This window comes from Sunxiuqinia sp. A32 (assembly GCF_052690465.1).
This window is the reverse complement of record NZ_JBQYLI010000003.1, coordinates 299974-319458: the sequence shown is the minus strand read 5'-3', so window position 1 is coordinate 319458 and position 19485 is coordinate 299974. Positions and strand designations below refer to the sequence as shown.

Genomic DNA, 19485 nt, shown 5'->3' with positions numbered 1-19485 from the left:
CCTTAATCGATGAATACTAATTAAAATTCGTGCAATTAATTAGAAATCGTTTCCAGGTTTCTACGTGTATAGGTCCTAGTGGCATTGGTTTATCAATGCTTATTGCAAAAAGAGTGTGAATAGAGATAACAAGATTTTTAAAGCCCTATAGCAGGGTAATTATTAATATCAAATCTTAAAGTTATGTCTATTAAATTTAAAGCAGTAGAAAAAGGCCAGCCCGGCGTTGTAGGTGGCGGCGAAAAAAAATGGTACGCAAATCCAGTGATGGACGGCGAAATGACCCTTGAAGATTTAACCAAATCGATTGAAAAAATCAGTACCGTGAGTGGTGCCGATATTCGTGCTGTATTGTATGCCCTCGTTGATGTATCGATTGACAGTCTTTCCCGGGGTACAATTATCCGCGTAGGCGACCTGGGAAGCTTAAGGGTTACCCTGAAAAGTTCTGCCGAAGAAGAAGAGGCAAAAGTTAGTTCGGACACCGTTCGAAAAGCCGGTATTATCTTCACTCCCGGCACACGACTCAAGGACATGTTAAAGACCGTAAAGTTCCAAAAAGCGAAGTAATTAATTCCCTGCGCAGGAAAATATATTTTTCTGCGCAGATCTTTTCCATTTCCTGCGCATCCGTTTGGAATTTCCTAGGCAGGAAATTTTATCCCTGTGACAACAAGATTTAACATGCTGATTTTCTGCTTTTTGCATTTTACTTAAAATTTATTGATTTGGTTGGAATTTAGGGCTTGTTGACTACCCAAATTAGATTATTTACTTTAAGCTTTGGTTGAGTAATTATTTTATCCGGACGAATGGAATATCTATAATACCTGAAAATTTTGGTGGAGTGCGTAAAATTTTTTGTTATAAATCCATTTTAAAGTTAGATTAAAATCAGACCTATAAAAAGGCGAAAAGAAAGCGAACATGAATTTGCTGTTCACTTTCTTTGGTTTAGACTTATGGATATCATTTTTTAGTCATCAATATCCTCCCAGTTGTCTGGACGTTCATCATAGTCACGAGCTTCCCAATAAGTGTCATTGTTTGGATTCAATTGATTTGAATGATTGTCTAATTCATCTTGTGTGTAATTGTAACTTGAATTTAAGCTCATAATCTTATTTTTAAAATTAAATTTTATCGAAAATAGATAATGCTTTCCACTTGATTAACATTATTTTATTACTTCGTAACGAAACCGTAATAATATGGAACGAACTGAAATTCTATTGGAGGAGAATGCATCACTAAAAAGACAAGTTGGAATGTTGAAGAGTGAGAAAACAGAGCTTGAATCAATAGTTAGAGAATATCAGAATCGCGAAGAGCAGATAAAGCGTTACAGGAGAAATGAGAATCTACCAATTGTTCTTAGGGAAGTAATAAATAACAAAACGAACTTTTATTTAGTATGTCCAAGTAGTATTGTTTGTGTAATATCCAGAAAGAAAGAGAAAGAAGTATATCTATCCCAAGATAAAATGGGTTATGGTATAGATCCCAATAATACACCTAAACGTAATCCAATTATATTAACAGCTTCTTGGGATGATTTGGGAAAATTAGGGCTTTTTAACTTTCGAAGTTTTGTGAAAATAAATAGATCATATTCGATAAATTTTGCTCAAATCAGGTCTTTTAATGCAAAAGAAGGTGTTTTATTGTTGAAGGATTTGCCCTACAATGTGAAAATAATATTGAAAAGAGAAAGTAAAAAGAAATTAATTGATTTTATTGAAGGGCTTTCTAGATTTGAAAAGCGTATATATCGACATTCAATAAAACAAATCAATCAGTCATATAAAACAAAAAGCCCCTGATTACTCAGAGGCTTTAGTAGTCCCAACGGGAATAATTTATGTGAATTTAAGTAAATCTATATAACTCACTGATATTACCGAAATCCCTTTATTTACAAGGCATACAAACATGACTGTAGGCTATAAATGTTAATTAAACATAGAGTTATTCACATTATTAGGGTATGACTTTCATAAGTCATACCCTAGAGTTACCTTCGGAAACCAAAATATTAATTGCATGGCAAAGGTTTATTTTAAGGTTCTAACAAAAACCGAAGACATAAAAAGAGATGTCAATATTCGTGTTCGCTTTAAAGAAGGGAATATTGATCAATCGACCTCTTCCGGAGAATCTGTTAAATTGCAATATTGGGACCTTTCCAAACAGAAATTTAAGAGAACCGCATTTAAAGGGAAAGATGAAGTAATTAACAAATTAAAGAAACTTGAAGGTCATATTCTTGAAGAAGCATTAAAAACGAATCCAAAAGGACAAGGATGGCTTTACAATGTTGTAGATAAATATCTACACCCATTTAAGTATGTCCAACAAGATTCACAAACAATGTTCAAATGGATTGAATCCTGGATTGACAAATCAGATAATGGATACCGTACCATTCGTGCGTATCATTCGACTTTAAAAAATTTAAAGGAATTTAACCCAAACTTGGAATGGAATGATTTAGATCTGGATTTTTATGCTGACTTCTTAAAATATTTAGCATCTAATGGCTATTCAAAAAACACGATTGCTTCACGAATCAAGAACCTTAAAGTATTTTGCAATGCAGCATCCCAAAGGAAAATTCATGACAATATCTCATTCAAAAGTTTTAAGAAGCAATCCGAGGAGAGTTTTAATATCTACCTAGATGAAGAAGAACTAAAAGCGATCCACAAGCTTGATCTTTCTAAGAAACCATATTTAGATAGGGTTCGTGATATCTTTCTGGTAGGATGTTGGACTGGTTGCAGATTCAGTGATCTTGATAAAGTTACAAGGAGTAATATAGAGGGTGATTACCTTAAAATCGAACAAAAGAAAACGGAGAAACGAGTAACAATCCCTTTACATCCAGTAGTTGTAAGCATATTGGAGAAATATGAGGGAGAAATGCCCCAAATGATAAGTAATCAGAAGTTCAATGATTACATCAAGGACGTTTGCAGTTTAGCAAAACTAAAGAGTAAGGTGACAAAAAGTATTACAAAAGGCGGAAAGCGTAAATCTGAGACTTATAAGAAATGGGAAATGGTGAGTAGTCATACTGCCAGGAGATCGTTTGCAACTAATTTGTATAAATCAGGGTTCCCCTCTTTAAGCATTATGGCAATAACCGGGCATAAAACTGAGAAGGCATTTTACAGCTATATAAAAGTAAAAGAAGAAGAGCATGCAGAGATGCTAATGAAACATTGGAGAAGTAAAAATGACAAAAAGTAAGTTAGATAGAGGAACAGTTATTACAAATGAATTTTTGAGGCAATTAGTAATAATTAATAATACCATCACCAGTAATAAATTTAATTTCATTTTTAACAGGAAACAGGATATTGAATTAGATAGACTTGATATGAAAATGTATCAAGAGGCAAACAGCTATTTTTTTCAACTTACTCAATATAATATTAAGATTAGCGAATTATTAGACCATTCTGCTGTTGACGAAAACAAAGTTGGATTAGTTGGTGAATTATCTTTGCAGATTTACTACATCAAAAGGTTTATGGAAAGTAGACCACTGATTCGACAACAACTAAAGGATTGCTCAAAATTATTATGTACGGATATCTGCAGGAGAAACGTTGTGCTTAAAGAACATATCTTATCTGAAAAGAAGTTGCTAGAAACCGTTTTGTTGCTGAATCCTGTAAATTACCTAGTTAATGCACTAAATCTAGTAATATCTGAAATACATTGTGATTTAAGTCAAAGGAAAAGATATATCATAGTTAGTGAAATTATGCATGAGCTAGGTATATATGAGAATAAGCCTTTTCTGACTCTTGAGCTGGCGGATAAAGAATCTGCTGATAAACTTGAAAAGGATCATGTATATGATCAAGATGGTTCCGATATTATTTATGACCGCATCAAAAAAATTATAAAAAATTACACTCTAAACTATTAGTAGTCAACAAGGGAAAATATTGGGACGCATATTTTCCCTAAAAACTTTCGTATACTATACTTTTATTTGCCAACATTATTAAAAATACTTAATATTTATGTATAAGGAATTATTTGAAAATATTGCTGGTGAACGTGTTATGAGACTTGAGTTAACTGCTGACGATTTAATGACGGTAATGCAAAATGTAGCTAAAGAAACAGCTGATGCTATTATTAAGGATCGAAATGAAAAACCGTCTACGGAACTAATTCCTCGTAAGGAAGCAATGAAGATGCTAAATGTAAAAACGACCTTGACAATGATGCGATGGGAGGAAAAAGGATATTTGCAGCCTCATAGAATTTCAAGTCGGATTTTCTACAAAAAAGGGGAAGTGCTTGCTGCTGCGACAAGGCTTAAAAGAGTGATCGATTAATTGACAAACGAAATGAATAAAAATCATACTATTTATAAGCGCAGCGCGAATGATGGCGAGAAAAATTATTACACAAAAATTGATAATCGTCTTATTAAGGATCTCGATATGAGTGTTGAAGCTAAAATGATAATGATATGGATGTTGAGTCAGGATGATTCTTTTATTGTATACAAAAATGTAGTCAAAAGAGAATTAGGGATTGGAGTAAAGCGGTTTAGAAATGCATGGTCCGAACTTGTAAAACGGAGCTTTATTAAAGACATGGGGCAATCAAATTCTGAAGGGAGGTTTGGCAACAAGAAGTTTATTATTAATGAATACCCGGCAGACAAGGAAACAGATACTAAACCAACAGTAAGTTCTGATGTTGACAATGAAAGTACTTCCTTGTCCTATAAGGATTTGTCAACCGATAGTACTTTATTGAACAACGGTCTAGTGAATGACGGTATAATGCAACGCGAGAAAGAGGTTAGCAAGGAATCGACTGGCGAAAAAGAAACTAGTAATTATAATCAAAGCAATCAGGAACAAAGTAATCAGCAGCAATTTAATCAAGATCAAGAAAGATTTACTAACGGTTTTGACTTAAATCAAAAGCCGTTGGGAGCGACCTCTTGTACTCTTTTACCTATCTTGCCTAAAGAGGATATGTATATTATTAAGCAATCTATTGTTGACTTTTCGGTCGATCAATTTGGGCTCGGTTACTATGAATGGGAAAGATCCATAGAGTATGAATCCCCAGCCTCGTTAGAAAGTTTCCAATCTAAAGACATGATTACTCAAGCGTGGATTCTTCAAACATACAAATGGATACGATATATTAATGAAGAGTTTTTTGAATATGACACAAAATCATGGAAAATAAATGTCCAGGATATCGATTCATTAATAGAGGCATCCTATAATGATTTCTATGGCTATGAAAAATGGGGCGGTGCAATAGAACTTATATCTAGAATTGCCCATAAAGCGTTAAAGAGTGGTAAAGAATATGTTTCGGTCTCGTATCTTACAAAAACCTTTATTAATGCTAACATTAGTCAATTCGAGATGAATTAGGTCGAACAATTCCTAATCAAGGTAAAGCACCATCAATTAAAGAAAAGATTTAAAAACCTGGAATTAAACAATCAATGATAATTTTTAGGAGATATTATAGTAGTCACGTAACTCATCAAAGTTAATATTTACTTCTCGGCTTCTTAGTGCATTTATTCTGCGTTTAAAAAATTTGCGGATCATTTCTTCTTTGTACTTTAGAGTTGCAAAATGTATTGCCCTGTGGCAGGTAGGGCACAAGCTAATTATGTTTTCAGGTACATCCAAGCTAATTTGAAACTTTTCCTGATATTTCATTGGAACTAGGTGGTGCCCTTCCATATAATTCTTACGAGAAGTTTCTGAGATAAAAGAAGTATGGGAAGAATTGAATTCACATTTGAATTTAGCTTTAGCTAATGCAGTGAAGGCAATATCTGGATCTCGACTCCAATACTCTTTCCCATTTTGAGACTTCTTTTTTGGTTTTTTTTTACCTCCCTTACGAAGAACTTTTAGTTTGCCTCTCTGCACTTTTTCATTGTAATTATCTAAATTGATAGGATTAAATCGGGGGGGAAAAGTCGGATTTATATCTTCTTCATTGAGATCTGAGATTAATTCATCAGCAAGTTGATCAACAGGTGTTTTATTATTAAGTAGAATATGCCATAATAATAAGGAAGATTCGGCAATTCTCTTAGTTTTAATTTCATTTAATAAGCTCACTCTATTTGTAAGTTCACGATCTGATTTGAAGTCAGGGAATAGAGCTAGTGGTAAGATTTTTAAACTATTTCTCGATTGACAGTAAATATCCAGTTCATGGTCAATTGATTTGATAAGATCAACAAAATAAACGGTATAATCAAAGCCAAATCGTTCAGATGTTATCTGATGTTTATGAAGAGTCATTTTCCGAAGTTTACTAAACTTCCTCATAAAATACTCTATTTCACGTTGTATATCCCGATTTTCGTAATCATTAGATACAAGATCAACCTTTATATTCTGATTCAGTGTGATTGAATAATATATGTCTTTTCTTCTGGCCTCTTCTGATGGGAAGATTTTTAAAACCCATACATTGAGATATTTTTCTCCATTCATTAAACTATACTTTTCGGGGTAATTAAAGATACAACTATCGGATTCCAGTTTTTCTTGTATCTTCTTGCCTAAACTTAAGAACCGCTGGAAAGTTTTATTAATAAGACTAGATTCTTTGTCGTTCAGATTACTAACCTCGTGATTTCTGTATTGTCGAAGTATAGATCGTGCCGATTTGTCTAAAAGTTTCATAGATATTCAATTTATGTTTGTATAATAGTGTAACATCGTTATTCTAAACAAACTAATCGGCAAAACACCGTATCTTAGCTCTAATTTTTTTGCTATCACAGAGAAACTTATGGAAGTCAGACAAATAATTCGGACTCTTAAAAATGCTTATCTGGAGGATATTATAGATCAAATTCCGATACCCGCTCCATGGTGTGAAGATAGAAATCAGGTAAAAGCAATTTTGTTAGGTTGCGATCCAAGCAACAGACACACTCAAATCATGCCGTATGTATTTACACTTGGGATGAATATTCCAGTATTTAATTCTTTTAAAAAGGCGTTTGAAAGAGATTTAGAAGTAGTAGGATTATCATGGAATTCTGTTTATGTACAGAACCTCTGTCGTAACTATTTCCGAAAAGAAACCAGCGAAAACAGGAGAATATGGCTTGAAGCTTCTAAACTTTGGATTCCTGTATTAGATGAGGAATTAAGTAAATTTGATACAAATATACCTGTTCTTTTGACTTCAGATATGTTATTTAAAGCATTAGTGACTAATCCGGATGCTTACGGTAAAACAATAGATTTTTATGAGTGTAGAACAAAATTCCCAATTGACGCAAGAGATAATTTGTTAAATCGGCCTTTGATACCCTTTTATCTTGGATTGAATGGAAGAACTAAGCAAAGCTATCGGCTTGGAACAGGGAAGTGGGTTAAATATAGGAAACAAATAATTAGACAAATTGAGAAAGAAATGGAGGTGTAGTTTATGAGATAGAGCTAGCCTCCGGCAGGTCGGAGGTTTAGTTTCTTTGTTCGTTCCTCACTTTGTAAATATGCCGCAAACCGGTTTCATACTTCCACCTTTCTTTTGCGACATCCTCGCTCCACTTGCAGGCGGCTCACAAAGCTTGAATAATAACCGCAACCCATTTCATTCACTGCACTTATCATTCATCCGCTTGGCTCAAGGCTGCAAATCAACTTTCCAGTGCAGTTAATACTTCATTCTTCTTGTAATACACCTTCCCACCTGTTTTATATTGCTTAAGCTTTCCATCCCTAGTCCAATGATAAAGTGTAGTAAGGCTTATTTGCAGAAGTTTTACCACTTCTTTTCTAGTAAGGAGCTCCTCTGGTTCCTTCGGTCGCAATTCTTCCTTAAATTCGCTCAAAGCCGCTTTTACTGTAATATGAATCATTTCTTTTAACTCCTGAGGAGTCAATTCTAATACCAGGATCTCTTTCATATCTTATAATTTTATTGAATAAATATAGTACTGGAGAAATATAGGATTGTATGGAGATAATCTTAATTGTCTAAGATAAACTATTTTATTTCCAGTACATCAAGTTCCTTCTCGGCTTCCTTCAGTTTTAGATTTAATTCAACTTTCTCATTGAACTGTTTACTAGTTAGAATAGCAGATCTTAATTTGGAGATTTTCTTTCTTAAACGACCTTTTTCCTTCTGGTAGGATAATATTGCCTCTATCGGCTTATCTTCTAAATCTGTATTACCTGTTAGTTGAACACATATTTCCTTAAATACATCATCAAGGGTACCTTTGAGGTTGAATGCTATAAAGTTGTGATCTTTGTTAAACCATTCTGACTCAAATGTCCAATCTATTACAGCTATATCCTCATTCGCTGGATGTAGATGTTTTGTTGCCGTAGTTATGTATGCTTCCTTTTCAAACTCTACCCAGAATACTATATGGTATGGAATGGCCTTATTTATAAGTTCAGTGATTCTCTTGATGTCCGATTTCTGTTTCAGCTCTATCTTGAATACTTGGATTTCCCGAATATCTCTGGATTCTAAATTTACCGTTTCAGTAGATATTTTGTGTGTCCATGTTATCCGTTGAATATGGTCTGCAAACAACTTTTTCTGCTTCGAGCTAGTGTACCGATCAAATGCATTCTTCGGTATTACACGACCAACTTTTGTCCTGATGGGAAGGTTGAAGTAATCCATCAGCGAATGATTAGGAATGATACCAATTTAAAATCTTCCAGACCTTTAATCTTCTCTTTCAATGCTGTTGTTCCACCTGATCTAAAGAGGCTTAATACTTCCTTTTCCTCCTCCGTTTGAAGTATGGATCCGATGCTCTTCTTCAAAAGCGTTGAGTATTCATCCATCAGGTGATAGTCATCAGTCTCTTCACTTAACTCTTTGCATACGTCTTCTATTGGTTTAGTCTTCCCTCGGGCAAGCATTCGCATAGCATCTAAAATCTTTTTTGATTCTACGTGATTGAGTACCAGCTCTCCATTCATTTTAATATATACCAAGTAGTACGGATGCAGTCTGTTGAGCTTATTGATATTGACACTTGAGTTGACATTCTTGAGTACGAAAATTGTACCACTTTCAAGGATAGTGCTTGATCTCACTACAGCATGTAAACCTTCAGGAATATTGTTTAATTCACCGTACTCCTTAATCATGTTAGACAGGTCCACGCGAAAATCATTCAATCCAAGGTCTGTAATACTCACTCCTTCACGGAGGTCTTCAAGATCGATCACCTCCTCCTGAAGTTTCTGTAGTTGTATTTTCCTGTACTCAAGATCTCTTTCCTCAGTATTAAGGATGTTGTCATCACCGGTACTCGCCATATTACTGATTAACATCTTATTCTCGACTCTTTGCTTCAGGTTGATATAGTTATCGAGTGTCACTTCAGGCCAAAAGTTTACCATGGTAATACTTTCATTCTTTGAGCCTATTCTGTCGATCCGACCAAAACGCTGGATTATCCTCACCGGATTCCAGTGTATGTCATAGTTGATCAGGTAGTCACTATCCTGCAGATTTTGTCCTTCAGAGATACAGTCCGTTGCAATTAGCAGGTCTATTGTTTCAGTTATTCTCGGATACAGTTGCTCCTTGCCTTTCGAAATCGGTGAAAAGCAAGTGAGCAAGGCATTGAGGTCAGCAGGAATCTTCTTCGAAGTACAAGTTTTTGTTGATCCTGTTATCAAAGCTGTATTGAGGCCATATTCATCTTTCAGGTACACACGAATATGTTTGTATAGATAATTAGCCGTATCCGCAAAAGCAGTAAAAACGATGGCTTTTTTATTGCCTTCATTGATTGGATTTTTTACCTTATTATCAAGTAGTGATATTAGATGCTGTAACTTAGCATCTTTCTCCCCTGTTATGTCCACAATGCTCCCCCATAGGTGATTAAGTACTGCAAGGTCTTCATTAAGGTCTTCACTCCATTTAGTTGTATCCATATCCGAGATATGAACCTTAATCTTTTTGCCTATAACCTGCTCTTCATCCGCCCAGTTAGCTTCAAAGTCGAAGTTCTCATCGTTCAGAATCTTGTGAATTCCTTCATAGTCACCTGAGGCGCCATTTTTAATAGTTTTGATGGCATTCTCGATCTGACTAATTATTCCTTCAAGTGTGATACGGAAAGAGTCAACGGAGCTCTCCAAGCGCTTGAGCAAGTTAATACGCATCAGAATACGCAAACTAACCTCTCTGTCCATTTGGGTGAGCTTTCCGCCGGATCCTGATCGAACTTCTTTATCGTACAGATCCGCGTATGCCTGCACCTTGCTCGGCAGTATATAGTTTAAGGGAGTATAGATGGAAAGATTTAGCAGTGTTAACTTCTCTGCTATATCAACGTACGTCACATCTCCGGTATCCGTTAACGGGCTTTGTATCGAGACTGGCTTATTGCGGGTTGGAAATTTTCCTATTGCTGTGGTATCGTAGTAGGTGGTGATATGTTTTCGGGAACGTGCTATGGTCAAGGAATCTAAGATTTCAAAGAAGTCAAAGTCAAGCATATCCAGAAGCTTCTCTGTAGTCCTCTCCTCGGTTTCAAAGCGACTCCAGATATTGAAAGCTTGTTGTGCTTTCCTGAAGATCTGATCGATCCCAGTTTGAGTATCCAACTTGCTGTCTATACTTTCAGCATCGCCTTCATAAGCAAGTGCTAACTGATTACGCAGGTCGTTAAAACGGTTGTTGACCGGTGTTGCTGACAGCATCAGCACTTTGGTCTCGATACCTTCCTGAATTACCTTGCGCATCAGCCGCTGATAACGGTTTTCTTTGCCGACCACTGTGTTGTTGTTTCTGAAGTTGTGCGACTCATCAATTACGATCAGGCCGTAGTTACCCCAGTTCACCGATTCCAGATTCCGACCGTTACTTATTCCATGCTCACGCGACAGGTCGGTATGAAAGAGTACATCGTAACGGAAACGATCGGCAGCAAGAATATTGTTTTTATCGTTATGCCGATAGGTATTCCAGTTTGCCTCCAGCTTCTTCGGGCACAGAACCAGTACATCCTTGTTGCGCATCTCATAGTACTTTATTACACCTAAGGCGGAAAAAGTCTTACCCAGGCCCACAGAATCCGCTAATATGCACCCCTTGTACTTCTCTAACTTGTTTATGGCACCGATAACAGCATCGCGCTGAAAATTGTACAGTTTGTTCCAGACATGTGTGTCTTTGAATCCTATCTGTTCATTCGGCAGGTTATCCAAAGACAGATCCTCCAGAAAGTCATTGAAAATATTGTAAAGGGTGATAAAGTAGATGAACTCAGGGCTGTTCTCTCTATACGCACTCTCAAAATAGTCCTGAACCTTCTGTGTAACATCTTTCAGGTCTTCCTCATTTTCCCACACCTGGTTGAACCAGTCTAAATACGACTGACTATCAGGATACGCCGTTTTATGAATGAGCGTAGGAAATCCTTTTTTGTGCGTGATTCCCAAGTCTGATGTAGTGAAACCACTTACATTTGAATAAGCTTGCGCTTCATAATTTCCTTGGTTCACATGTATCATTCCATTCAAGGGCTGATTAATGTGTCTGTTCGATTTGAAGGTGACCTTATCCTTTACCCATTGCGAACACTCCTTCGCAATGGCCCTTTGGTTAAGTTGGTTCATAAGTCGCAGTTCAAACTCACCTCCACACAGCTCTGATTCTCTGTAGATATGTGGAATGTAGAACTTCCGGCTTTCTTTCTGAAACTTCTCTTCAATGAAGGTAGGTGAGCTAAAAATGAAACGCAACTCCTCAATCTTACTTAACTCTTTACGGAGCGCCTCGTACGCATAAATAGAGAAGGTTGATGCAGCAATGCTGAGCTTACTACCTGTTTTAATAGTTTCCTTTAAGTCATCACCTAATCTCGTATTTACGTTATCAATAAGCTTCATACTTATATACTAAGTTCTTTCACATGTTTGGAAGTCGCTTTGATCAATCGGTTCATGTTATCAGCTAAATTCGATAATATGGCTTTCCATTCATCCTGAGAATTTTTATATCCTCCTGATATTTCCTTTCGAATACTGCATACACGGTATCCTTCAAGGTCTGCCCAGTTTAATTCTCCACCAAAGCTTGATTCTATTTCCGGCCGGTGCTTCCTCAGTGCTTCAAGGATATCGATGTTTTCTTGTTCAGAATCTTTCCCTCTATCAATCCGTAGTTCAATTCTGCAATTAGTCTGATTAACCCAGTACACATAGGTCAACCCTTTCTTACCGGCAGTCGATCCTATCCATGCATCTCGCCCCGATGCCTTTATCGCGGCAAAATGTTTAATGTTTATAGAAGATGATACCTCCAGGAGATCATCCCAGAACTGTCCCCTTAGTCGATCATTCTCATTATCTGCTTTTCTCTTCTGTCCTATCTGCTTTGACTCTGCACTTGGTCCTGCAATGAGCGATAGCAATGGAGCTGCTGCGCTTTCCCCGATCTTAATAGCTTCAACTCGGAGTAAGTAAAAATCACAGTTGTTTTCACCCTCGTTTAGCCATGTTAATGCATTTATGTGCTCCTGCTTAGGTGTCTCAACTATCCATATTGCTACTTTAGCTGAGAACGATGATAAGTAGGTTATCAGCTTTCCAAGGTGATCATGATCGCTGTTGCCGTATTGGTTTTCGATCACAACTGTTTCACCATCCACAGTCTCGGCCTTTATATCCACGCTGAAGTTCCCTGTGGACTGTTCACTCATTGGACTGATCAATTCTATACCAATGGCATCGCTAACCACATCGATATTATCTCTTAACCATGGAGTAAAGTGTCTTGGTTCAAGCGGAAATGCTTCCCGGATTCCGATACGGGTGATTTTTTCTACCTTGTTCATTTTAGCTGTACAATTTCCATTAGTTTTTCATAGCTAACTACCTTATCTACAAATTGAACTTCACCATCACTAATTTTTTCAAAATGTTGCTTTGCACAGTGCATTTTGAGTGTCTCTATTGGTCTTGTTTGCAGGTCCGATTCAGAACCTTTAGTCTCTGCAACAAAATAAATATTTCGTACTTTATCCTTGTCGAACACAATTGCCCAGTCAGGGCTGAACTTTGCAACAGGTGTTGAAACATAAAAGCTTTTAGGAAGCTTGGCGTAAACCACTACTTCAGTGCTGGTCTCTAAAGCTGAAGCAAAGTCTGACTCCACCTTAGAATCAGAGGTCAGAAAATCATAAATATGCTTTTTGAGCAGTTCTGACTTACGAAGTGCGAATTTATCGTTGGTAAACACTGTCCTGGCATCGTGCCTGTCTTCAGTTTTGTGATAAACGATGTTGTTAATGATCAAGCTGGCCTTCACTTCATTGATCAGCTTACTACACTTACCTATAAACTCTTCCGGATTCTTTCGAATCAGCAAAAACTTCTCCTGCTTGATTTTCTTGAGTATCTCTACAATCGTCCTTCGGGTTAGATTTGTCTGCTCCTCAATTTCCCCCACCACGTCATAGATCGTATTAGTATATAGATCGTTCTTGATTTTAAGGTATTGCCGCTTGGATTCTTTAACCAGTTTACCTTCCTTCATTTGCTCAGCGGTGCCCTCTTGTAACTCACCTGTTTTAACTTCATACACACGATCGCCGATGTTGAGCTGAGCATCTATCATGATTTTTGAATCCTGAATGAGCTTATCGGTATCGAATTGTACCTCATAAATAGTTTTTAGGTTAATCCTGTTCCAGAGCTCCTGGAACTCCTTTTTCTTAAAGTTCTTGTTGGTGTTGAGTACAACCGTCTGACGTTCATCTTCCGGTTTGAATTCAGCACCGGTGTAAACAGACTGAAGCAGTTTACAAACTGATTCTCTGAAAGGCTCTAAATTCTCCGGTAGCGGAACGTTCATCTTTTCGATCAGTTCCTTACCTACAACAGTGATTTTATCATCTTCATCAATGATGTCGTGTTTGTACAGTATCTTATTGAGTTTTTTCGATTCCTCTTCGGTTAATCTGTGATCCTCTCCATGCTCGTTGGTAATCATCTTGCCAACAAAGTATTCCACTTCCGCTTTCTGTGGACGGTCCTTGAGTGTATCAGCAATTTCCTTCTGAAGTCCTTTTGCAAAGGCTTCATAAGATTCAGAGGCGATGACTGTGAGTTTATTTGTTTCATGTACCCGTTCACCAACCACATCAAAATCCTGGCGGATTCCATGGTCGTTTACACAGAGGCGCATACCACGTCCAACCTCCTGCCTGCGACGGGTAAGACTACCACTATCGGCATTCTTTAGCGCACATATTTGAAACACGTTGGGATTGTCCCAACCTTCTTTCAAGGCCGAGTGAGAAAAGATAAAACGAGTTGGCTCTTCAAAACTCAGAAGTCTTTCCTTGTCCTTCATAATCAGGTCATAGGCTGAGACATCATCTGATTCCTCAGATCCACGCTTTAACTTAGGATCAATGGTTTTTCCTTTCTTATCGATCGAGAAATACCCATTGTGTACCATGGCTGCATCATCTCGTCTAAGGTACTCTCCATAGTTGACAGGCATGTACCCTCTGTGCACCTTGCCTGGATCCGTTTCTCTCAGGAAATCGTTATATTCCTGTTCAAAGAGGTCTAAAAACTCGTTCTTTACTTTGTTATATTCGTCTTCAAATATTTGTGCGTACTCACCTAATTGTTGTTCTCCCAGCTCATCGTACACACGGTATTTTTCTACACTATCGATAAAGAAAAGCGAGAGCACTTTAATGCCCTGGCCGAAGAGTTGCTTTTCCTTTTGCAAGTGCGAGAGAATACATTCTCTTATCTGTACCCTTCTAAATGTGTTTTCATCCTTGTCGTTAAGTATATCTCCCGGATGTATATCCTGACCGCCAACGACTATCTTATTCAGGTAGCCATTAATTTCGGTGACTGTTTGATTTTTGTATGCAGGCATATTGCCGGATTGCTCATAAAGATTGTAGCCTTCCTGCACTTTAACACGCTTTTTAGTAATGCTCCCTGAAGCTGTTCGTTTCTCATGTTCAATCCAAGCAACAGGCGGCTTTGTCGTGCTTAAGCTTATGCTTTCTAAATAAAGATAACCATTAGTACCTGTTGAGCCTTTGAGGTTGATACCCTTGACCTGAATCTTTTTTACTAAATGCTGATTGTAGGCATCCAGTGCATCTAAACGATATACCTTGTTGTAGTCTTCCTTATGAGTAGCAGAATACCTTATTGCGAAAAGCGGATTAAATTCCTGCATCATCTGAAGTGCAACCGGACCATCAACCGACTGTGGCTCATCAATTATGAGTATCGGATTTGTTTGCGATAATATCTCAATGGGTCTTCTTGTTCCAAACTGATCAAGCTCCTGAAAAATCCTTAAAGCATCTTTTCCCCGTCGGCTAAATGCCTGGGTATTAATGATCATTACGCTGATACGATTGTCGGATGCAAAGTTTTCGATATCCTGCGGACGACCGGAGTTGTAAATAAATGGATTGATCTTGTGTCCGTACAGCTCCTGAAAGTGATCCTGTGTTACCTCAAAGGACTTGTACACTCCTTCGCGAATGGCAATACTGGGTACAATAACAATATACTTGCTCCATCCGTATTTTTTATGCAGCTCGTACATCGTACGGATGTAGCTATAGGTTTTCCCGGTACCGGTTTCCATTTCGATGGTAAGATTGTAACCCAACCTCACACCACGGGGGTGCTCGATTTTCTGGCTTTCGTGCAGGTCGTTATTCCGTTGAACTTCCTTAATATTTTTAAGCACCTGAGTTTCCAGAAGTTGTATAGCGGAGTTGCGATATCCTATTTCTTCTTCAATGTCGAAGTCAATGGCCTGTACTCCTGTAGCTACCTGTTTGGCTTTGCGTATGAGTTCCTTACTGCGTTCCAAGGTGAAGCGGTTGGTTTTGAGGGGTTGTCCTTCAAAGCAATCTACTACAGCCTGAACCGCTTTTATCTGAAAGTCTTGTTCTTTAAACTGTAGCTTCATTATTGTTCTATTAGTTGTTTTAGTCTCATTCCTGAATCTGTAATTCTGTATCTCTGGTTAGGATGGGTTGGTGTCTCAGGGTATTCCATTTCTATCCACCCATGGTTTATTAAAGGATCGAGGTATTTCTTGCGGTTTGTTGATTGGTTGCTCAGATCCATTTTGCCAAACAACTCTTCTCTTTTTACCCACTTTGCTGTAATACTAAGAACCTCTGCAACCCTATCATGAACTTTATTAGCAATTATAGTTTGAGCTTGGTTACGAGCTCCGTTACTAACTCCGTTACTAACTCCGTTACTAAACTCAACAATATCTCCTAAGTCATTAAAAACAATATCATTAACTTCGTTAGTAGCTTGGTCATTAGCTCCGTCACTTACCTGGTCACTGATGTGAGCTGGAAGAGTAACCAGAACATAAGAAGCATCATCAGTTTCAAAGTCAGGATCAGGTGAACCATTAGCTTCCATGGCTCTGTAAATGGCAGGGAAACCTGTTCCTCGTCCTTCGGTTAAACGAAGCTCCTTTAAAAAGTCTCCAATTCTTCGGTTGCGATATTCCCGGGCGATAATTCTTTTTTTGGTGGATAATACCTGTTGATTAACTGGCGGTACCGGTCCCGGGTGACTTAGGATGGTCATTCGATCGGGGAAAATTTGAATTTCGATAGGGGCGCCATGATCGTACCCTTTATGATAGACCGCATTGGACAAGGCTTCCTCGACTGCTTCAAACGGGTAATTGTAAAAACGTTCGGCCTCTGCAACATCCGGATGTTTCACTACTTCTTCGTTGATGATGTTTGTGCTGATGTAGGAAAGCGCATCGCGGAGTTGTTTATGCAACGGCCCTTTAAAGTACACTTCTTTAAAATTCTTTCCCGAATCATCTTTGTGCCATACCAGCTCAATCCATGCCCGGTCAAAGTATTGTTCCGGTTGTTTCGAAAAGAAGAGTAAGCCTACATTGACCGGTCGGATATCTTCGTTCGGACCTTTGGCAATGAGCATTGTTTTACACAAGTCGGTGAAAGGCATCTGTGCACTTTCTTCAAGCAAACTGCTTTTGATCTCCTGCAGGTACTCCCGGATCAATCCTAAATCCAAAGCTCCAATCGTAGCCTGATTATTTATCCGATCATCGAAAGGTATACGCGCAGCAAGCTCCTGGAGCCTTCTTAGGTTTTCTCCCTGCGCTTTAATACTATTTGATGTTATCCTTATGTAAGGAACACGTTGTACTCCTTTACCTAATGTCTCAGGCGCTTCGTATGGCCTGTTATCTCCGGCAGGACACCAAATAACAAGGATGTGCTTATTGTCAAATAAATAAGGCTGAACAACTGGAAAATAATTAGGCGAAATTTTATGTCCAAGTTGAATAATATTCTTTTGGATACTATCTAACTGATTTTGCTGCAACCCAGCAGGAGGCAATACAGGTTGACCATCTTGTTCGGCAATACCTACAATAATGTAACCACCTCCCCAGTTATGTATATCGTTTGCAAAGGCACACATGGAGTGAATTACATCCTCGGGGTTCCAGCCTTGCTTAAACTCCAGGCGTTCCCACTCAACGGTATTGCCGTGTACTAAATCTTCTATGTTTACCGGTAAGGCCATTATATAACTTTCATTTCGGTTTCCGGACTGAGCTGCTTGAGCAACTGTTTTACATTTATTTTTGCCGTATCGTTTTTAAAGCCACTGTCTTTAAACACGATTCGCAAAGGTGCATCTGCAGCAATGGCTTTGGCAAAATCTTCATCTATTCCGCTATCAAAACAGGCGTACAATGAGTTTTCTGCGACTTTGAATACTTTCTTCCCGGACACTTCTGCCTGCTCTATTTTTAGGGATAAGGGCAAGCCCCAGTCCAGCATAACCTGGGCAAGCAGGTCATCTGCTATGCGGTCTGGTTTTACATTATCAGCAAAGAGGTCTAAGTTGCTTTGGTTATAGTCTTGCGGCTTATAATACACATCCTGCATGTTGCTGCTGTCTAAACGATAAACGCGGAAGCCATAATCGATATCTGCGCCGGATTCTTCTTTGATCTTCTTCGCTGCTCTGCGGATTCGTTCTTTCCCAATTTCACAGAGGTTTTTATACCCAGCCTTATAAGCATCCGTTTTCGCTTCTGTTTTTTCGGGTATTTGAACCATAATAAATTTTCTTTTCCCCGTGTCCTTCGAATTCATTTGAAGAACTGAATCGGCAGACGTAGAAGATCCTGAGAAGAAATCTAAAATGATATCATCTTTGTTAGTTGCAATTTGAATAATTCGATTAATCAATCCCGTTGGTTTTGGGTTATCAAATGGTGCGCTGGTTTGAAATAATTTCTTTAACTCTTTTCTCGAACTATCTGTGTGCCCTACTTCATCATATCCCCAATAGCTGTTTGGAACTACACCATCTTGGACTTCTGATAGATATCGCTTCAATTGGGGAGCACCATCGCCTTTTTGTCCAAAAAACACACGTCCTTCTTTTATCCATTCTTTCATTGTGTTTTCATTCGTCAGCCAACATCTTCCTTGTGTTGGTGAATAGGCTTTTCCTGTATTAGGATTTATAATATCATATAAATACGACTCCGAAACTGTTTTTACAGTTAAGTTATCTGGTCTCCATCTTCCTTTCCCGTCTTCACTATCATATTTGTATAAAGAATTCTGTTTATCGGTTCGCGGTAATAATCCCCTATTAAATGAATCTGATTTCTGATAAACGACAACATGGTCATGCATGGAAGGAATTCCTTTAGCATCATTTGAAGCAGCATATCTTTTATGCCAAATAATGTTAGATAAGAAGTTCATCTCTCCGAATATGTCATCGCAAATTTTTCTTAGATTGTGTACTTCATTATCATCAATAGAAATAAAAATTACTCCATCTTGGGTTAGAAGGTTTCTCGCTAACTTCAATCTCGGGTACATCATGCTTAGCCAATCCGAGTGATAGCGTCCCGCAGTTTCCGGGTTAGCTACCAGGCGCTGGTTGTGTTCATCTTTTTGTCCACTTTCAATCAGTTCTTCCTGAGCATCTTTGCTATAGTTGTCTTTGTACACAAAGTCTTTACCTGTGTTGTAAGGTGGGTCTATGTATATCATTTTAATCTTACCCAGGTAGCTTTCCTGAAGTAGCTTCAGCACCTCTAAATTATCACCTTCAATGTAGAGGTTTTCGGTATTGTCGAAGTCCACTGAGTCTTCCCGTACTGGGCGCAGAGTTTTTGTGGTGGGTAGATTGGCGGTAACAATGGCTTCACGTTTTCCGGGCCACTCTAGGCGGTAACGTTCTTTGGTGCCTTCTACCACGGCATGGCTTAGCTCTTGTTTGAGTAGGTCAAAGTCTATGGCTTTACCTTCAGTGCTTTCAGTAATGCAGTTTGGGAATAGAGCTGCTAATTTTTCAAAGTTTTCATTCACCAAATCAGGTGATTTTAGGTCGAGTTTATCTTTCTCCATCGTGTATGGCTCTG

The 19485-nt window shown here is 38.1% G+C and carries 16 protein-coding genes; 7 read left to right on the top strand and 9 right to left on the bottom strand.

Translation table 11 applies throughout. The features are described 5' to 3' along the window. Positions 1-183 precede the first annotated feature (183 nt). Positions 184-570: an HU family DNA-binding protein gene (locus ACUNWD_RS04670; RefSeq protein ID WP_445586614.1), complete on the top strand. Its 387-nt coding sequence runs from the start codon at positions 184-186 to the stop codon at positions 568-570. A 406-nt stretch (positions 571-976) separates the two neighbouring features. Here ACUNWD_RS04670 and ACUNWD_RS04665 read toward each other — a convergent pair whose 3' ends face one another. Further along, on the bottom strand, positions 977-1117 hold the full coding sequence (locus ACUNWD_RS04665; protein ID WP_445586613.1) for a hypothetical protein: 141 nt from the start codon (positions 1115-1117) through the stop codon (positions 977-979). A gap of 94 nt (positions 1118-1211) precedes the next feature. On the opposite strand from ACUNWD_RS04665, the gene ACUNWD_RS04660 reads away from it, so the two are divergent. The 5 genes from ACUNWD_RS04660 to ACUNWD_RS04640 all read left to right on the top strand — a co-directional run bounded on the left by ACUNWD_RS04660 (position 1212) and on the right by ACUNWD_RS04640 (position 5426). Beyond that, a complete protein-coding gene (locus ACUNWD_RS04660) occupies positions 1212-1823 on the top strand; it encodes a hypothetical protein (protein WP_445586612.1) in 612 nt (203 codons plus the stop codon). Between the two features lie 220 nt (positions 1824-2043). After that, entirely contained in the window at positions 2044-3252 is a 1209-nt protein-coding gene (locus tag ACUNWD_RS04655) for a phage integrase SAM-like domain-containing protein (RefSeq protein WP_445586611.1), read from the top strand. After that, positions 3239-3940: a hypothetical protein gene (locus ACUNWD_RS04650; protein WP_445586610.1), complete on the top strand. Its 702-nt coding sequence runs from the start codon at positions 3239-3241 to the stop codon at positions 3938-3940. Before ACUNWD_RS04655 ends, ACUNWD_RS04650 begins: the two co-directional genes overlap by 14 nt. Positions 3941-4037: 97 nt before the next feature. Continuing rightward, entirely contained in the window at positions 4038-4358 is a 321-nt protein-coding gene (locus ACUNWD_RS04645) for a hypothetical protein (protein WP_445586609.1), read from the top strand. Between the two features lie 12 nt (positions 4359-4370). Beyond that, on the top strand, positions 4371-5426 hold the full coding sequence (locus ACUNWD_RS04640; protein ID WP_445586608.1) for a hypothetical protein: 1056 nt from the start codon (positions 4371-4373) through the stop codon (positions 5424-5426). Between the two features lie 84 nt (positions 5427-5510). Here the strand turns inward: ACUNWD_RS04640 and ACUNWD_RS04635 are convergent, their stop codons facing one another. Further along, the gene (locus ACUNWD_RS04635) at positions 5511-6515 is read right to left on the bottom strand and encodes an HNH endonuclease (protein WP_445586607.1); all 1005 of its coding nucleotides are present in this window, start codon (positions 6513-6515) and stop codon (positions 5511-5513) included. Between the two features lie 301 nt (positions 6516-6816). Here ACUNWD_RS04635 and ACUNWD_RS04630 point away from each other — a divergent pair, with 301 nt between their 5' ends. Continuing rightward, the gene (locus tag ACUNWD_RS04630; RefSeq protein WP_445586606.1) at positions 6817-7461 is read left to right on the top strand and encodes a hypothetical protein; all 645 of its coding nucleotides are present in this window, start codon (positions 6817-6819) and stop codon (positions 7459-7461) included. 214 nt (positions 7462-7675) lie between these two features. Here ACUNWD_RS04630 and ACUNWD_RS04625 read toward each other — a convergent pair whose 3' ends face one another. The 7 genes from ACUNWD_RS04625 to ACUNWD_RS04595 form a co-directional block, all read right to left on the bottom strand. Continuing rightward, positions 7676-7945 carry a helix-turn-helix domain-containing protein gene (locus tag ACUNWD_RS04625; protein WP_445586605.1) on the bottom strand — a complete coding sequence of 90 codons (270 nt, stop codon included), beginning with the start codon at positions 7943-7945 and terminating at the stop codon, positions 7676-7678. Positions 7946-8025: 80 nt separating this feature from the next. Beyond that, positions 8026-8679, bottom strand: coding sequence for a DUF4391 domain-containing protein (locus ACUNWD_RS04620; RefSeq protein WP_445586604.1), 654 nt, complete (start codon positions 8677-8679; stop codon positions 8026-8028). Next, positions 8679-11915 carry a helicase-related protein gene (locus ACUNWD_RS04615; RefSeq protein ID WP_445586603.1) on the bottom strand — a complete coding sequence of 1079 codons (3237 nt, stop codon included), beginning with the start codon at positions 11913-11915 and terminating at the stop codon, positions 8679-8681. Before ACUNWD_RS04615 ends, ACUNWD_RS04620 begins: the two co-directional genes overlap by 1 nt. Before the next feature lie 2 nt (positions 11916-11917). Next, the gene (locus ACUNWD_RS04610; RefSeq protein WP_445586602.1) at positions 11918-12862 is read right to left on the bottom strand and encodes a DUF4268 domain-containing protein; all 945 of its coding nucleotides are present in this window, start codon (positions 12860-12862) and stop codon (positions 11918-11920) included. After that, entirely contained in the window at positions 12859-15990 is a 3132-nt protein-coding gene (locus ACUNWD_RS04605; RefSeq protein WP_445586601.1) for a type III restriction-modification system endonuclease, read from the bottom strand. The genes ACUNWD_RS04610 and ACUNWD_RS04605 overlap by 4 nt, the downstream gene beginning before the upstream one ends. Then, positions 15990-17618 carry an ATP-binding protein gene (locus tag ACUNWD_RS04600; protein ID WP_445586600.1) on the bottom strand — a complete coding sequence of 543 codons (1629 nt, stop codon included), beginning with the start codon at positions 17616-17618 and terminating at the stop codon, positions 15990-15992. The genes ACUNWD_RS04605 and ACUNWD_RS04600 overlap by 1 nt, the downstream gene beginning before the upstream one ends. Beyond that, positions 17618-19471, bottom strand: coding sequence for a site-specific DNA-methyltransferase (locus ACUNWD_RS04595; protein ID WP_445586599.1), 1854 nt, complete (start codon positions 19469-19471; stop codon positions 17618-17620). Before ACUNWD_RS04595 ends, ACUNWD_RS04600 begins: the two co-directional genes overlap by 1 nt. Positions 19472-19485: the final 14 nt, after the last annotated feature.

Bases quoted from the DNA above. Each gene is read 5' to 3' on its own strand.
- ACUNWD_RS04595 (WP_445586599.1), bottom strand. From the start codon at position 19,471: ATGGAGAAAGATAAACTCGACCTAAAATCACCTGATTTGGTGAATGAA.
- ACUNWD_RS04625 (WP_445586605.1), bottom strand. From the start codon at position 7,945: ATGAAAGAGATCCTGGTATTAGAATTGACTCCTCAGGAGTTAAAAGAA.
- ACUNWD_RS04655 (WP_445586611.1), top strand. From the start codon at position 2,044: ATGGCAAAGGTTTATTTTAAGGTTCTAACAAAAACCGAAGACATAAAA.
- ACUNWD_RS04640 (WP_445586608.1), top strand. From the start codon at position 4,371: ATGAATAAAAATCATACTATTTATAAGCGCAGCGCGAATGATGGCGAG.
- ACUNWD_RS04605 (WP_445586601.1), bottom strand. From the start codon at position 15,990: ATGAAGCTACAGTTTAAAGAACAAGACTTTCAGATAAAAGCGGTTCAG.
- ACUNWD_RS04665 (WP_445586613.1), bottom strand. From the start codon at position 1,117: ATGAGCTTAAATTCAAGTTACAATTACACACAAGATGAATTAGACAAT.
- ACUNWD_RS04635 (WP_445586607.1), bottom strand. From the start codon at position 6,515: ATGAATGGAGAAAAATATCTCAATGTATGGGTTTTAAAAATCTTCCCA.
- ACUNWD_RS04615 (WP_445586603.1), bottom strand. From the start codon at position 11,915: ATGAAGCTTATTGATAACGTAAATACGAGATTAGGTGATGACTTAAAG.
- ACUNWD_RS04600 (WP_445586600.1), bottom strand. From the start codon at position 17,618: ATGGCCTTACCGGTAAACATAGAAGATTTAGTACACGGCAATACCGTT.
- ACUNWD_RS04620 (WP_445586604.1), bottom strand. From the start codon at position 8,679: ATGGATTACTTCAACCTTCCCATCAGGACAAAAGTTGGTCGTGTAATA.
- ACUNWD_RS04630 (WP_445586606.1), top strand. From the start codon at position 6,817: ATGGAAGTCAGACAAATAATTCGGACTCTTAAAAATGCTTATCTGGAG.
- ACUNWD_RS04670 (WP_445586614.1), top strand. From the start codon at position 184: ATGTCTATTAAATTTAAAGCAGTAGAAAAAGGCCAGCCCGGCGTTGTA.
- ACUNWD_RS04610 (WP_445586602.1), bottom strand. From the start codon at position 12,862: ATGAACAAGGTAGAAAAAATCACCCGTATCGGAATCCGGGAAGCATTT.
- ACUNWD_RS04645 (WP_445586609.1), top strand. From the start codon at position 4,038: ATGTATAAGGAATTATTTGAAAATATTGCTGGTGAACGTGTTATGAGA.
- ACUNWD_RS04660 (WP_445586612.1), top strand. From the start codon at position 1,212: ATGGAACGAACTGAAATTCTATTGGAGGAGAATGCATCACTAAAAAGA.
- ACUNWD_RS04650 (WP_445586610.1), top strand. From the start codon at position 3,239: ATGACAAAAAGTAAGTTAGATAGAGGAACAGTTATTACAAATGAATTT.